The organism is Ruminococcus sp. CAG:330 (assembly GCF_000437175.1).
Taxonomy (GTDB): Bacteria; Bacillota; Clostridia; order Oscillospirales; family Ruminococcaceae; genus Ruminococcus_C.
The window spans coordinates 32,438-46,813 of sequence record NZ_FR898045.1; the positions used below are offsets into that span (position 1 = coordinate 32,438).

Consider the following 14,376-nt stretch of genomic DNA (forward strand, 5'->3'; position numbering starts at 1 on the left):
AACAGAAACCACAAATCAGACGAAACAGCACAGTACCACTACAACCACGGCAACAACATCTGCAACTGTCGCAGCAACGACTTCCGGCGCACCGCAAATGGAGTACTCTGACAGCAACATGGACATTCTGTCCGGCTACCGCATTCACGAAATGATGAAGCAGAGCGGAGGTTCTGCGACATTCTCCAAAAACGGCATCACACTCTCCATTCCGGAAAACGCCATCTCGTTTCAGGATACAGACATGGTGACAGTCACCCTTTCCGCCGAAAGCGAGAGCACCTATGTGGTGGATATTCTCGTCAATGGAGAGCGTGCTGTTCCACAGAAGTCATTTACGCTTTGGTTTCCAAAAAATCTGTTCCAAAGCACAGAATCGCCTGTGGTGAAATGCGACGGCGTGAAACAGCTTATGGAATACGACAGACAGAGCAGCGCCTACTACATCCGAACCACCAATCTGGGAACATTCCGGATCGTGGGAGATGCAGCAACACAAGAAAAACAGCATGCACTTCTCTGGCTCATTCCGGCTGGCATTATTCTAGTGGCTGGAAGTGCTATACTCCTCACAGTGCTCGTGCTCCGCCGGAAAAAAGCAAAACGCCCATGAGCCGTACCAAGAAACTCCGGCTCCGTGTTTATCTCGGCATGCTCCTCGCTGCACTCATCGCCTCGCTGTTTTTCTGCACACTGTACCACTACAATAACAAGTACAGCCAGCGCACCACACAGGCAATCAACGGGCTTCTGATTCTCTCGGAGGAGGATTTGAGCGAAAATCCCTACCGCTATCTCTGGAACGACTGGATGTATTATCCCGGCGTCCTGCTCACACCGGAGGATTTCTCCATGGGTTCGCCGAATCGTTACATGATCTATACCGACATCGACTCCTCCAACCGTCTGTCCGTCAGCAACCAAAGGAAACAGGCTCGGTACGGCTCCGGCACCTACGCCATGCGGATTCAGCTGCCGGATACAGAAAAGAGCTACGCCATCGACATGCCGGAAGTGTTCTCCGCCTATCGCATGTACATCAACGGCAGATTGGTGCTCTCCATGGGAAATCCAAATCCGAATGCATATCGTGGAGCGACTGGAAAACGTCTGGTCACCTTTGTGCCGGATGACGACGGCTCTGTGGATATTCTCATTGCCGTCAGCAACTACACCTACTTTTACAGCGGCATTACCTATCCGCCGGCATTCGGCACACCGGCAGCGCTGAATTATCTCCGCTTTTTCTGTCAGGGACTTCGCCTGTGCGGTATCATACTCCTTCTGGTTATGGCACTCGTCTGCCTCTATTTTTTCCGGAAACTGCACCTCACCAACGCCGGGTGGTTTGCCCTGCTCTGTCTTTGTATGATCGGGTGGATGATCTATCCGCTTTTGCATATCCTCAAGATTCTCCCCATTTTCCCGACCTACTGGCTGGAGATCCTATTTTTCTACCTCACCCTGTTTCTGCTGGTATTTCTCTACAACCGTATCTGCGGGATTCCCAAATGGATTGCCGCTTGCAGCAATGGATTTGCCGGCGGCTTCTGCATCGGCATCTCCCTCTTCTACCTGCTCTCTCCGAAATTGCCGGACATTGCCATTGAATGGGCATCCGTCTTTATCGCCGGCGACAAACTGCTGCTCTCCGGCTATCTTCTGATCTCTTCATTTCTCATGGTGCGCCGCCGGACTGATCTGCACCTGCTCCTGTACGGCTCCACCTTTTTCGCCTGCGCCTGCATCTGGGATCGGATTTTTCCCAAGTATGACCCTATCTTTGGCGGATGGTTCTTGGAGTGGGTGTGCATTTTTCTGGTGTGCAGCGTGGGCATCTCTGTCTGGCACTTTCTCACAGAGGGCTACCGGCAGGGGCTTCTACTGGAACAGCAATACCGTGTCACGGAAAAACAGCTTGCCATGCAGACCAACTACACCCAGCAGCTCAACGAACAAGTGGAGATTCGTCGGCGGTTTGTCCACGACTTCCGCCATCATCTCCGCACCATTCACGCCATGGCGGAGCAGACCGAGGACAAGGCAATCCTGCAATATCTGGACTCCATTGAAGCATATATAACGCCGAGTTCTGCAGCCTCTCCCACACACAGCAGCCGTCCGGCAGTTGATGCGCTTCTCGCTTACTATGAAACGCTGACCAGGACCAGGCAGATCACCCTGACGCTTCGGTTCGCATTGCCGGATAAAATTCCGCTCTCCGATGTGGAACTGTGTACCATTCTGGGAAATCTGCTGGAAAATGCTGTGGAGGCATGCGAACGCCTGCCGAAACCGGAGGAGCGCATCATCTCCGTTAAGACCTCTGTCACACCTTTGCTCTGGTGCATGACCGTGGAAAACACATTTGACGGCGTTCTGCAGGAACAGGAACAGAAACACTTCCGCACCCGAAAATCCGATGCAGCATATCATGGTATTGGGCTTTCCTCTGTGGAACACACTGTCAAACAACACGGCGGAACGCTGGATATCTACCACATGGAGAAAACATTTCGTGCAGGCGTGACCATTCCACGCACCAAATAGCGCAAAAATGCTGCCGTACCGGTTCTGGTACAGCAGCATTTTTTACCAACATACGCTCAAACGATTCGATATCTTTTACTCTACATTTTTCAAAGCATCCGCCATCGGAATCTTTTTCACCTTTCTGGTTTGCAGGAACGCAATGCACAGATAGGAAAGCACACCGATAATCGCCATCTTCACATAAGTAGGTGCGCCCACATAGTACGGCAGGTAACCCGCGTACTCCCGGAAGAAGTACTGGAAGATATACTTCATGGAGACGTTGACAATGGGAATCGTTACCAGCATGGAGAAAATAACCACAATTGCCGTCGGCATGATATAGATGCGGTTGATCTCCCGATTCTGATATCCCAGAATCTTCGCCATAGAAATCGACTGTGCGTTCTTCTCAACGATGATCTTCGACAGCAGATATACGATCAGCAGGAACATCAGGATGCCAAATGCCAGGAAGATGGACATCATATCGCCCATAGAGAGCTTCAGCTGACGAGAGGTTTTCGTCAGGTCATCCACAGTCACTTCCGTAGCGATGTAGTTGTCATCAATGTCCGTGATCTCGCTATCGGAAAAATAGCCGTTGAAATAGTCGGCATCCTTATCGAACGTCTCACAGAACTGCTTCCGTTCCATAAAGACGCAGACTGCTGCGGGATAGTCATAGATGCCGTCCACCTGAAATTCGTATTCCTTTGCGCCAAACTGTTCTTTCATCTGAATGGTATCACCCTTGTGCAGGCCGTACTTATTGGCATAAGCATTGGAGAGAAACACACCATCGCTATCCTTGGAGAACCGGATTTTGACATAGGCACTGTCGTCCGAGATGCCGTAGACTGTGGCATCCTCTGTCTTGATCTTTTTGTCCTCGGTTTTCAATGCCGTTGCAGCGTATTTTTCTGCGCTATTCTCTGCGGTTTCCGCCGGAGATTTCAGCAGATACTGATGAGATGCCAGAAGATCGGTGGTGATCATATCCTGATAGTGATCCAGCATCGGCGCAAACAGCAGACCGAACATCAAAATTGCATTGGCAAAGAAAACACCCACAAAAATCGTCACATAGTTGGGAATGTTCTGGAAAATCACACGCAGCTGGAACCGGTGCATGATACCGATTTTGCTGTTCAGGCGAAACGCTTTCTTCTTAGTGCGACGACTCAGGTCACGGCGAATGAACTTCAGCGGAGGGAGACTCAGCTTCCGATTCAGCATGACAAAGTTGATGACCAGCATAATCAGAAGCGGAATGACAGTTGTCTTCAAAAATGCATCGGCATTCCAAAGAGTCTTGTAAGTGGGCAGGCTATAGCTGCCGTAGTAGGCGTTTGCTGCAAAATTTTTCAGCGCCGTATAACCAAGAATGTTTCCGACAATCGCCGCAGCCAGCACCACCAGCATCGGCATGGTCATATAGTGCAGCACCAGCTCGCTCTTCTTATATCCCGTTGCCCGCAGTGTTCCGATGACGTTGGCTTCCTTGGCGATGGTATTTCCCGTAGTGATGGCGAATACAAATGCGATGATGACTACCACAATATACAGAAAAATATTGATGAATGTCTTATCGCCCTTGATGTCATCGCCGGTGAAAATAATCGCCTGATTGGTGTACTCCGGAATGTATCCGGTGACGGCGTTGCCGTGCATGGCGGTTTCCTCGCCCAGTGTTTTCAGGAACTCCTCGGAGAGCTCCTTTGCCTCTGCATCATCTTCCGGACGGTCTTGGTATCTCCACGAATAATTGTAGTGGAGATGGGTTTCTCCCAGATCCTCGAAGCAGTCCGGCGTTACCACAGCCACACCAAACTTCATCGCATCGAACATCATATCAGAAGGATTGGAGAAGAGGGCACTGTAATCGGAGAGAGCGACCAGTCCGCAAATTTCGTATTCCTTGCCACCCAGCGTCAGCGTATCGCCGACCGCAAGGTCATTGTTGTCCGCATACATACGGTCGATGGCGATCTCATTCTCTGCTGCGGGGAACTCGCCGTCCATCAGGCATTCGAGATCGATCTTCTCCCGCTTCTGAAAAATACGCAGGGTACTGTCAACCTCTTTGGTTTCCTCTTCTACGTAAAAATTCTCGTAGATCTTTCGGGTATCGGTTTCCAGCGCAGACAGCAAATCGTCATCTGCCTCAGCTGCAAGCTGAAAGTTGCCGTCCTCAATGCTGTACTCTTCAAAGCTCTTGTCATATGCCGTCGCCATACTGCTTCCAGCCACATTCCAGCCGGAAACAATGGAGATCGTTCCAACAATAAACAGAAAGATGACCAGGTATTTTCCAAGCTCTCCCTTCAATTCCCGTGGGAGTCGTTTGATCAGCGGATTTCTCATTGCTTTTTCGCCTCCTTACCATTCCAGTTCTTCCACAGAAAGCTTGTGTTCGTTGCAATAGTTTCTCCGAATCTTTCCGTCGTGGAGCTGAATGACACGGTCTGCCATGTCTTTCAGGGCGTCGTTATGAGTAACCATCACAACGGTGCTGCCGTACTGCTGATTCAGGTCGCTGATGAGCTTCAGGATTTCCTTGGAGGTGTCGTAGTCCAGCGCACCGGTCGGCTCGTCGCAGAGCAGAATGTCCGGATTCTTGATGATAGCACGCCCGATTGCCGTCCGCTGCTGCTGCCCGCCGGAGAGCTGGTTGGGCAGCTTGTGGCGGTGCTCATAGAGTCCCAGACTCTTCAGCAGCGAATCCACATCCAACGGGTTATCGCTGAGGTATGCGCCCACTTCGATGTTTTCCTTGATGTTCAGGTTGGGAATCAGATTGTACATCTGGAAGATATACCCCAAGTGCTTCCGGCGATAGAGCGTCAGTGCCTTCTCGTTCATATCCGCCGTCCGCTCTCCGTTGATGGAGATGTAGCCGCTGTCCGGATTGTCAATGCCGCCAATGATATTGAGAAGCGTGGATTTTCCGGAGCCGGACGGCCCCAGCAGAACGCAGATCTCACCCTTTTCGATTTGCGCATCGATCCCCTTTAGCACATCCACACGGCTTTCGCCCTCTCCAAAATGTTTTTTGATTCCGCTGATTTCCAAAAACATAGGTAATCCCATCCTTTTCCTGATAAAATAAACGATGCTTTTCCGCATCTTATGTTAGCGTAAGCTAACTATAATACAAATAAAATGGGGCAATCCGCCCCACCGGTCACAGATTTTGACACTCGTTCTCCTCCGCCGGAATCAGAATCATCTCCATCCAGCCTTTCACGAGATAATCCATGATCTTCTGCATCTGATACAGCGCCCGTTCTTCGCTCGGCTCATGGGTCAGCAGATGAATGAACGCATCGATGTTCATGTGCGTCAGCCAGTGCATCATGTAATCATTCACACACATTCCCGGCATGTTCCGTGCCATTCCCTCTGCCATTACCCGATAATTCTGTTCCATCAAATCGACCAGCCGGTCAATGCAGTCCTCAAAGTACGTGCCCTGCGACTTCGTCAGCAGCAGCAAAAATGCTTCACGATTGGCATAGAGATGGTGAATCAGCATGTGCACCAGCGCCTCGTGATCTCCATCCGCCTGCGCATAGGCATTGGGTCTTGCCAAAAGCTGAACATCCTCCGCAAAATGCTCCTGCACCATTTTCAGAAGCTGCGAATACGGCTCCTGCACAATGGACTGAAACAAGTCCGCCTTGTCCTGAAAGAAAAAATACAGTGCCCCGGTTGTCACGCCGGCATTGGCGCAGATTTTCCGAAGGGACGCTTTCATATAGCCGTCCTTCGCAAATTCCTTTCGTGCACTCTCCAAGAGCTTTTCCTTGGTCTCACGATCTGATGCCATGAAAATCACCGCCTTTCACATAACCATGTTACGTAACAGTGTTATTTTATCACATTCCAACGCATCTGTCAATTGCTTTTCTCAAAATTGTTAGTTTTACCAAAATGCGCCTTTGTTTTCAGAAAAAAGCACCGCACAAGGAACAAATCCTCGTGCAGTGCTTTTTGAACAAAATCAGTAGTTACGTTTCTTTTTCCTGTTTCTCTTCTTTTTTCATCAGCGGTGTCATGCTCTTTGCACAAATCAGCATGGTAGATGCGTTGTGCAGAAATGCCGATGCAGACGGCGACAAGATGCCGAACAGACCAGAAAGCAGAAGTGCTGAATTGAATCCAATGATAAAGCGATAATTGCGGTGAATCCGTGTCATCAGCTTTTCGCTGAGAGCACGCAGGGTTGCAAGCTCGGTCAGATCCGCACCACGCAATGTGATATCCGCAGCCTCTCTGGCGATATCAGACGCATCGCTCATGGCAATGGAAACATTGGCTGCTGCCAGTGCCGGCGCATCGTTGATGCCATCGCCGACCATGATAACACGCTTGCCCTCTTTTTTCATCTGCTCCACATAGAAGTGCTTGTCCTCCGGCAGCACCTGCGCACGATACTGCGTGATTCCCAGCTTTTCTGCGGTCAGGCGGGCAGCCTTTTCGCTGTCCCCTGTGAGCATCACAATGTTATCAATACCAGCCGCTTTCAAACGTGCAACCGCCTGCTGTGCCTCTGCACGCGGCGGATCAGAAATACACAGTGCACCCGCCAGTTTTCCGCCGATTGCCAGATAGATCACAGAGCAAGCACCGGATTTCTCGCTGATCTCTGCCAGCTGTTCCTCCGAAATTTCCACGCCCTCGTCCTCAGAAACAAAGTGACAGCTTCCGATGATTGCACGCTTCCCGTGAAGGAGCGTTACGATTCCGTGTGCCACAATATACTGCACCTCAGCATGCTCCTCAGCGTGATAGAGATTCTTATCTGCTGCACCCTTGACAATGGCACGAGCCACGCTATGCGGAAAGTGTTCTTCCAGACAAGCGGCGATTTTCAGTACTTCGTCCTCGCTGTAGTCCCCGAACGCAATGACACGCTCCAGAACCGGCTGCGCATTGGTCAGTGTTCCGGTCTTATCAAAGACGATGGTATCTGCCAGTGCGAACTCCTCCAGATACTTTCCACCCTTGACTGTGATGTCGCTGTCCGCTGCTTCACGAATGGCAGAGATCACAGAGATCGGCGTAGAAAGCTTGATGGCGCAGGAGTAGTCCACCATCAAAATGGACACTGCCTTGGTGATATTGCGGGTCAGCAAAAGCGTCAGCCCAAAACCGAGAAAGCTGAACGGAACGATGCTGTCCGCCAGACGCTCCGCCTTGCTCTGAACGCCTGCTTTGAGATTCTCCGAGTGGTCGATGAGTTCGATGATCTTTTGCAGCTTAGTATCGCTGCTCATAGCTCTGACACGAACTACAACCGTTCCCTCATCTACCACTGTCCCGGCAAAAACAGAGGTTCCGGCGGATTTCATCACACTCAGCGGCTCTCCGGTCATGGAGGACTCGTTGATGGTTGCCTCGCCCTCTGTGATCTCACCGTCTACCGGAATGATGCTGCCTGTCCGAACCCGAATGCAGTCGCCGATCTTCAGTTGATCCATAGGGATCAGAACCTCCGTTCCATCTGCCACAAGCCATACCTTGTCCGTCTTTACGGCAAGGCTATCGGTCAGTGCGGCTCTGGTGCGTGCACGGGTATAGTCCTCCAGCAGCGAAGAGATAGATAACATGAACATGATCGTTCCTGCGGTGCGATAGTTTTTTTGCAGCAAGCACGCTGCCACAGAAGTGCCGTCCAGCACGTCTACGTTCAGGTGTCCGCTTCCAAGGGTTTTCACTGCACGCCAGATATAGCGCAATCCCTTTACTGCAACCAAAAAATTGCCGATGGGCGCCGGCAGCAGCGCATTATATGCAACACGCTTCAATACTAGCTTTGCCAGATTGCCCTTAAATTCCGCATCGATCTCTGCCAGTCCGGTTTCTGCTGCAACGGGGGTCAACGTGGACGGACGCAGTGCACGAACAGCACGAATCACATCGTTTCGACAGCCGGATTTGTAGTATACCAGAATGCCGCCGTTGGCTGCGTGCACCTCTGCGCTCTTGACAAAGCTATGCTGCAAAACGGCATTTTGTACCGCTGCCTCCAGCTCTTTTTCAAAGGCATAGGCACCGCACCGAAAGCGGATTCTGCCCGGCTTATCATATACAATTTTGAAATTCATTACTGAGTCACTTCTTCATCAGATCCTGCAGCAGCATCAATGCCCGCTTCTGCTCTTGCATCGCAGCAGATGTCAGATGCCTCGTCCTTCATGTTCTGGAAAGATGCCTTTGCATCGCTCTGGAGCTTCATGCCCTTTGCCAGTCCGCTTACTGCAACCTGGCGTGCAGTCTTCGAAGTAACAATCTTCTTGCCAACGATCAGTGCAGCAGCACCGCCAACAGCCCACCACAATTTTTCATTCTTAAAACAACTCCACATATGAAACAGCTCCTTTTCTGTTAAAAAACTGTTGGTACAATGTAATATCCCAACAAGTTCATTATACCCCAAATCATCCCATGTGTCAACCAAAAAGCCAAAAAAATTACATTTTGCAAAAATGCGAAAAAAGTACTTGACAAATGCAAAATAGTATGGTACAATAGATTTGAAAGTTAGTAACAACTAACCTGCAAAAGGAAAGTGCACTCCAAATTTTTTCGCAATTTCCAGCACTTTTTCCTTTTTTTCTTTCTGTTTTGGTTAGAAATATCTAACTTTCAGATCTGTGTGCAAATGATGCAGTATCACAAGGAGGGATTCGATGTCAGCTTCTGAATGTGCACGATTTGAGCAAAAGCTCGCATTTTTCGCTGCACCCTCCCTTCTGGGAATTAAGTGTGCCAGCCTGCTCTCACTCCGAAAAGCCGAATTCCAGCTCTCTGAACACATCGAAATTTTTAACACGAGAGCACAGGTCAAAGGACTGCGGTTAAAAGTGCTGTGCGAGTGTAAAAACCGGTATCTTGTCCTGATCTATCAGGAAGCCGCCCTGCGCCGCCAGCTGGCAAAGCCGACGGTACAGGCAATTTTACGGCGATACGGCTATGCCGCAGAAATGACGCTGGAATCGCTGCTGGAGCGCCTGTCGGGACGCATTCGGCAGTGTGCGCAGTTTCCCCACGAAATCGGACTGTTTCTGGACTATCCCACGGAGGACGTTCAGGGATTTATTGAAAATCAGGGGGAAAACTATGTGCTGTGCGGATACTGGAAGGTATATGGCAATGCCGAGAAAGCAAAGCACACGTTCGAAAGCTATGATAAGTGCAGAAAATTTCTGTGCAATAAATTAAATCAGGGCTATGATATCTATCAGGCGCTGAAAATTTCTTGAGGAGGAAAATTAACATGAAAACAGCAGTAATTTATTGGAGCGGTACAGGCAACACCGAGCAGATGGCAGTCGCAGTTGCTGAGGGCGCAGGTGCAGAACTGATTCGTGTCTCCGATTTCAGCGGCGACATTGCCGAATACGACAGACTGGCATTCGGATGCTCCGCAATGGGCGACGAGGTGCTGGAAGAAGAGGAATTCGAACCGTTCTTCGCAGCAATCGAGGGCGCACTGAGGGGCAAGAATATTGCACTGTTTGGCTCGTACGGCTGGGGCGACGGCGAGTGGATGCGCAACTGGGAGGACAGAGTCAAGGAAGACGGCGCTGTTCTGGTTGGCGGTGAAGGTCTGATTGCCAACGAAGCCCCCTCCGATGAAGATCTGGAAAAGTGCAGAGAACTGGGCAAGGCTCTGGTTCAGTAATTGTGTTTCACAGCTGAAATTCGCATTCCCTTTTCATATCATATCGCAAAAGGCTGCCGCACCGAGCTTGGTGCAGCAGCCTTTTATTTTATTGCGCTTGTATCAAATACAGCAATCCCTTACAGGAAAATATACTTCAGAATAAACAGAACTGTCAGGATGTACATCAGCGGCTTTACTTCCTTTCCTCTTCCGCAGATCAGGTGCAGCAGGGTGTAGGAGATCACACCGATGGAGATACCCTCCGAGATGCTGTAGAACAGCGGCATTGCCAGAATGCACAGGTACGCAGGAATTGCCTTGACATAGTCCTTTTCGCTGAACTTGATCTCGGTGATGGTGGTGAACATCAGGAAGCCGACAATGACCAGCGCCGGAGCCGTTGCGAAAGACGGAATGGCGATGAAAATCGGCGCAAACAGCATGGATACAAGAAAGAGCACAGCGGTTACCACAGCGGTCAGACCGGTTCTTCCACCAACAGCAACACCGGCGGAGGATTCCACAAATGTGGTGGTGGTAGAAGTACCCAGAATTGCACCTGCCGAAGTGGCAATGGAGTCCGCCAGCAGCGCCGGCTTGATCTTGGCAAGTTTGCCATCCTTATCCAGCATGTCGGCCTTGGTGCAGACACCGACCAGCGTTCCAAGAGTATCAAAGATATCGACGAACAGGAACGAGAAAATGACAACGATAAAGTTTACAATGCTGATGCCATCAAAGTCCACACGGAAGCACTGTCCGAATGTCTCCCCCAGCTTGGAAAAGTCCGTCATGGCAAATGTCGGGATCAGGCTATTATAACCGGCTTCCGCATCCACCTGATACAGCCCCGTCAGCTGGCAGAGGATACCCAGAATCCATGTGCCAAGAATGCCGATGAGAATCGAGCCTTTGACATGCTTGAGATAGAGCACAGCGGTCAGAAAAATACCGATGATGGCGAGCAGTGCACAGATTCCGGAGGTGCGGAAGTGATCGGTAAAGGAAACCAGCGAAACCAGCGTGGAATCGTTGTTGACTACAACGCCTGCATTTTGCAGACCGATAAAGGCGATATACACACCGATGCCCACGGACACCGCCTGCTTCAGCGAGATCGGGATGACATTGAACAGCGCCTCCCGCACATTGGTCAGTGAGAGCACAAGGAAAATCACGCCCTCTACTAAAACTGCCAGCAGTGCCACCTGCCAGGGGTAACCCATATTTCCAACAACCGTATAGGCAAAGAATGCGTTCAGACCCATGCCGGCAGACAGGGCAAACGGCAGATTTGCCATCATACCCATGCACATGGTGCCAAGGAACGATGCCAGACAGGTCGCAAGCAGCACCGCTGTGGGATCCATGCCGGCTGCACTCAAAATGTTGGGGTTGACTGCCAGAATATACGCCATGGTCATAAATGTGGTCACACCGGCGATACACTCGGTTTTGACTGTGGTGTGATTCTCCGTCAGATGAAAGACTTTGTTCAGCATCACGCATTCGCCTCCTCATCATACTCTGCAATGTACGGCAGATTCCGATAGATTTCTGCGCAGTCCAGTCCATAGCCAATGACAAAGACATCCGGAATGGTGAACAGGGAGATATCCGCCTTCAGATCGACCAGACGGCGATCCGGCTTATCCAACAGCGTGATTACCTTGAGGGAAAGCGGATTTCTCGCTTGCAGCAGTTTGACTACATCATTCAGTGTACGGCCGGTATCAATGATATCCTCTGCAATGATAACGTGGTAGTTGCAGATGTCCTGCGCCAAATCCATTGTGATCTTGACGATACCGGAAGAGGTGGTTCCATTGTAATAGCTCTTGGCGCACATGAATGCGGTTTCACAGGGAATCCGGATGGCACGGCACAAGTCTGCCATAAACACAAATGCCCCGTTCAAAATGCTCACCAGGAGCAGGGGCTTTCCCTCATACTCCTTGGTGATCTGTGCACCAACCGCTTGAATTTTCTCCTGAATCTCCGTCTGCGGAATCAGGACACGCTTAATTCCCTTTTCAAATTCTTGTTTGGTCATGTTCTATTCTTCTCCTTCTTTCAACACTTTTTCCGACTTTTGAACGTCGCCTGCCGTCACCTCCATGTTTTTCGGAAGCACCAGATTCAGCAGAATCGACACCAAAAATACTACAGCAACACAATTCTGTGCGAACACATTCTGCACCATTTTCGGGAAAATCTGGAACAGATCTGCAACTTGTGTGAAGCCCAGACCAATGCTCAGGGAGAGCGCTGCAATGGTAATGTTCCGCTGTGTGAAGCCGCACTTGCTTATCATCTGCAAGCCGCTGACCACGATGGTTCCAAACATCATAATGGTACAGCCGCCAAGCACCGCATCCGGCAGTGTGGCAAGCAGTGCGCCGAAAAACGGAAAGATTCCGGCGAGCAGCATGATGACTGCACCCGTTGCAATGGTAAAGCGGTTCACAACCTTGGTCATTGCCACCAGTCCCACGTTTTGACTAAACGAAGTGATGGGCAGACAGCCGAAGAGCGAGGAGATGGAGCTGACAAATCCATCGCAGGCAATGGAACCGGAAGTCTCCTGCTGCGTTGCCTCCCGATCCAGTCCAGACGCTGCAAGCGCAGAGGTGTCGCCAATGGTCTCCGTGGCAGAAACCAAGAAAATCAGCACCACTGAGACAATGGCATCCAAATGGAATTCCATGGAAAACGGAATCAGATGCGGTACGGAAATGATCGAGGTGTCTTTCAATGCGGAGAAATCCACAACCCCCAGCACCAGCGCCAGCAAATAGCCCACAACCAATCCGAACAGCACAGAGAGCTGCTTCAAATAACCTTTGGCGAAAATGTGGAACAAAATACAGCACAGAAGTGTCACGCTTCCGAAAATCCAGTTTTCTACAGAGCCGAAGTTTTCGCTTCCGCTTCCTCCGCCAAAGGAATTGGCACCAACAGTCAGCAGCGAGAAGCCAATGGCAGTAACCACGCTTGCCGACACAATCGGAGCAATGATTTTCAGCCAGAACTTCGCAAAAAGTCCCAGGATTCCCTCCACAATTCCACCAATCAGAACAGCGCCCATAATTGCACCATAGCCATACTGCGTTCCGACAACGCACAGAACGGAAACAAAGGTAAAGCTAATGCCCATGACAATCGGCAAGCCGGAACCAATCTTATGGAAAATGGGAAACAGCTGCACCAGCGTTCCGATACCAGCGATGAGCATGGCGCTTTGAATCAGCGTGGCAAGTTCCTTGTCCGCCAGACTGCATGCACCGCCGACAATTAAAATCGGCGCAATATTCGCCACGAACATCGCCAGAATATGCTGCAAACCAAAGGGAATCGCCTTATAAATCGGAACTGTCCCGTTCAACTGATAGATATTTTCAATGGAACAATTTTTTTCCTGATTTCGATGTAATTTCATACCGCTGCAACTGACCTCCCCACATTAAGCTTCCCGAAAAACAATTTTTCCGGTAGCAGCATCCATACCGTCCACAATCGCCAGCGACTCCAGCTGATACCCCAGATTCCGGATAATTCTTCCGCCCTGCTGAAATCCCTTTTCAATGGCAATGCCAATGCCCTCCACCGTTGCACCGGCCTGCTGAACGATGGAAATCAAGCCCTGAAGCGCACAGCCATTTGCCAGAAAATCGTCGATAATCAGCACATGATCCTCCGGATGCAGGAACTTCTTAGAGACAATCACCTGATTTTTACACTTATGTGTGAAAGATTCCACCTCAGCCAAATACACATCGCCGTCAATATTGACGCTTTTGGATTTCTTGGCAAACACTACCGGCACGCCAAAGCATGCCGCCACAATACAGGCAATTCCGATACCAGATGCCTCAATGGTGAGAATTTTGTTGATGGGTTTCTCTGCAAATCTTCGCTGGAATTCCTTACCCATCTGCTGGAACAAGGTGACATCCATCTGATGATTGAGAAAGCTGTCTACTTTCAGGATGTTTCCCTCTTTCACAATGCCGTCTTTCACAATCCGTTCTTCTAAGAAGTTCATTTTGTCTTTTCCTTTCCGCTGTACCAAAGATTTTTTGTTTTCAGGCACATATGTATTTATCGTATTATATCATGCTTTTCGACATAGTTGTGAGTTGACAAGGGAAACGTAAAAAGGTTGAAAA

13 protein-coding genes are annotated in these 14,376 nt (G+C 50.1%); 4 read left to right on the forward strand and 9 right to left on the reverse strand.

The window, feature by feature from the left end:
• Both QZL66_RS05095 and QZL66_RS05100 read left to right on the forward strand, forming a co-directional pair.
• A partial coding sequence (locus tag QZL66_RS05095) for a hypothetical protein (RefSeq protein WP_293601871.1) occupies positions 1-613 on the forward strand: 613 nt, incomplete at its 5' end.
• Positions 610-2,550 (forward strand): sensor histidine kinase, encoded by a 1,941-nt coding sequence (locus QZL66_RS05100; protein WP_022410659.1) that lies wholly within the window; start codon positions 610-612, stop codon positions 2,548-2,550. The genes QZL66_RS05095 and QZL66_RS05100, both read left to right, overlap by 4 nt.
• A 75-nt stretch (positions 2,551-2,625) precedes the next feature.
• Here QZL66_RS05100 and QZL66_RS05105 read toward each other — a convergent pair whose 3' ends face one another.
• From QZL66_RS05105 to QZL66_RS05125, 5 genes are all read right to left on the reverse strand, one after another.
• Positions 2,626-4,899, reverse strand: coding sequence for an ABC transporter permease (locus QZL66_RS05105; protein ID WP_022410660.1), 2,274 nt, complete (start codon positions 4,897-4,899; stop codon positions 2,626-2,628).
• 15 nt (positions 4,900-4,914) lie between these two features.
• Positions 4,915-5,613: an ABC transporter ATP-binding protein gene (locus tag QZL66_RS05110; protein ID WP_293601872.1), complete on the reverse strand. Its 699-nt coding sequence runs from the start codon at positions 5,611-5,613 to the stop codon at positions 4,915-4,917.
• 106 nt (positions 5,614-5,719) lie between these two features.
• Positions 5,720-6,364, reverse strand: coding sequence for a TetR/AcrR family transcriptional regulator (locus QZL66_RS05115; RefSeq protein ID WP_022410662.1), 645 nt, complete (start codon positions 6,362-6,364; stop codon positions 5,720-5,722).
• A gap of 181 nt (positions 6,365-6,545) precedes the next feature.
• Positions 6,546-8,645 carry a heavy metal translocating P-type ATPase gene (locus QZL66_RS05120; RefSeq protein WP_022410663.1) on the reverse strand — a complete coding sequence of 700 codons (2,100 nt, stop codon included), beginning with the start codon at positions 8,643-8,645 and terminating at the stop codon, positions 6,546-6,548.
• Complete coding sequence (locus QZL66_RS05125) at positions 8,645-8,905, reverse strand: DUF1490 family protein (RefSeq protein WP_022410664.1); 261 nt, start codon at positions 8,903-8,905, stop codon at positions 8,645-8,647. The genes QZL66_RS05120 and QZL66_RS05125 overlap by 1 nt, the downstream gene beginning before the upstream one ends.
• 325 nt (positions 8,906-9,230) lie before the next feature.
• Between QZL66_RS05125 and QZL66_RS05130 the strand changes: the two genes are divergently transcribed.
• Both QZL66_RS05130 and QZL66_RS05135 read left to right on the forward strand, forming a co-directional pair.
• The gene (locus tag QZL66_RS05130; RefSeq protein WP_022410665.1) at positions 9,231-9,803 is read left to right on the forward strand and encodes a DUF3793 family protein; all 573 of its coding nucleotides are present in this window, start codon (positions 9,231-9,233) and stop codon (positions 9,801-9,803) included.
• A gap of 14 nt (positions 9,804-9,817) precedes the next feature.
• Positions 9,818-10,225, forward strand: a complete 408-nt coding sequence (locus tag QZL66_RS05135; RefSeq protein ID WP_022410666.1) for a flavodoxin — start codon at positions 9,818-9,820, stop codon at positions 10,223-10,225.
• A 119-nt stretch (positions 10,226-10,344) separates the two neighbouring features.
• Here the strand turns inward: QZL66_RS05135 and QZL66_RS05140 are convergent, their stop codons facing one another.
• Genes QZL66_RS05140 through QZL66_RS05155 form a run of 4 tightly spaced genes read right to left on the reverse strand, consistent with a single transcriptional unit; the run spans position 10,345 to position 14,252 of the window.
• Positions 10,345-11,709: an NCS2 family permease gene (locus tag QZL66_RS05140; RefSeq protein ID WP_022410667.1), complete on the reverse strand. Its 1,365-nt coding sequence runs from the start codon at positions 11,707-11,709 to the stop codon at positions 10,345-10,347.
• The gene (hpt, locus tag QZL66_RS05145) at positions 11,709-12,260 is read right to left on the reverse strand and encodes a hypoxanthine phosphoribosyltransferase (RefSeq protein WP_022410668.1); all 552 of its coding nucleotides are present in this window, start codon (positions 12,258-12,260) and stop codon (positions 11,709-11,711) included. The genes QZL66_RS05140 and hpt overlap by 1 nt, the downstream gene beginning before the upstream one ends.
• A 3-nt stretch (positions 12,261-12,263) precedes the next feature.
• The gene (locus tag QZL66_RS05150; RefSeq protein ID WP_022410669.1) at positions 12,264-13,646 is read right to left on the reverse strand and encodes a uracil-xanthine permease family protein; all 1,383 of its coding nucleotides are present in this window, start codon (positions 13,644-13,646) and stop codon (positions 12,264-12,266) included.
• A 24-nt stretch (positions 13,647-13,670) separates the two neighbouring features.
• Positions 13,671-14,252, reverse strand: coding sequence for a xanthine phosphoribosyltransferase (locus tag QZL66_RS05155; RefSeq protein ID WP_022410670.1), 582 nt, complete (start codon positions 14,250-14,252; stop codon positions 13,671-13,673).
• Positions 14,253-14,376: the final 124 nt, after the last annotated feature.

What these genes read in the sequence shown, in the direction of transcription:
- QZL66_RS05135 (WP_022410666.1), top strand. Translation starts at nt 9,818, where the DNA reads ATGAAAACAGCAGTAATTTATTGGAGCGGTACAGGCAACACCGAGCAG.
- QZL66_RS05130 (WP_022410665.1), top strand. Translation starts at nt 9,231, where the DNA reads ATGTCAGCTTCTGAATGTGCACGATTTGAGCAAAAGCTCGCATTTTTC.
- hpt (WP_022410668.1), bottom strand. Translation starts at nt 12,260, where the DNA reads ATGACCAAACAAGAATTTGAAAAGGGAATTAAGCGTGTCCTGATTCCG.
- QZL66_RS05155 (WP_022410670.1), bottom strand. Translation starts at nt 14,252, where the DNA reads ATGAACTTCTTAGAAGAACGGATTGTGAAAGACGGCATTGTGAAAGAG.
- QZL66_RS05105 (WP_022410660.1), bottom strand. Translation starts at nt 4,899, where the DNA reads ATGAGAAATCCGCTGATCAAACGACTCCCACGGGAATTGAAGGGAGAG.
- QZL66_RS05115 (WP_022410662.1), bottom strand. Translation starts at nt 6,364, where the DNA reads ATGGCATCAGATCGTGAGACCAAGGAAAAGCTCTTGGAGAGTGCACGA.
- QZL66_RS05125 (WP_022410664.1), bottom strand. Translation starts at nt 8,905, where the DNA reads ATGTGGAGTTGTTTTAAGAATGAAAAATTGTGGTGGGCTGTTGGCGGT.
- QZL66_RS05120 (WP_022410663.1), bottom strand. Translation starts at nt 8,645, where the DNA reads ATGAATTTCAAAATTGTATATGATAAGCCGGGCAGAATCCGCTTTCGG.
- QZL66_RS05150 (WP_022410669.1), bottom strand. Translation starts at nt 13,646, where the DNA reads ATGAAATTACATCGAAATCAGGAAAAAAATTGTTCCATTGAAAATATC.
- QZL66_RS05140 (WP_022410667.1), bottom strand. Translation starts at nt 11,709, where the DNA reads ATGCTGAACAAAGTCTTTCATCTGACGGAGAATCACACCACAGTCAAA.
- QZL66_RS05110 (WP_293601872.1), bottom strand. Translation starts at nt 5,613, where the DNA reads ATGTTTTTGGAAATCAGCGGAATCAAAAAACATTTTGGAGAGGGCGAA.
- QZL66_RS05100 (WP_022410659.1), top strand. Translation starts at nt 610, where the DNA reads ATGAGCCGTACCAAGAAACTCCGGCTCCGTGTTTATCTCGGCATGCTC.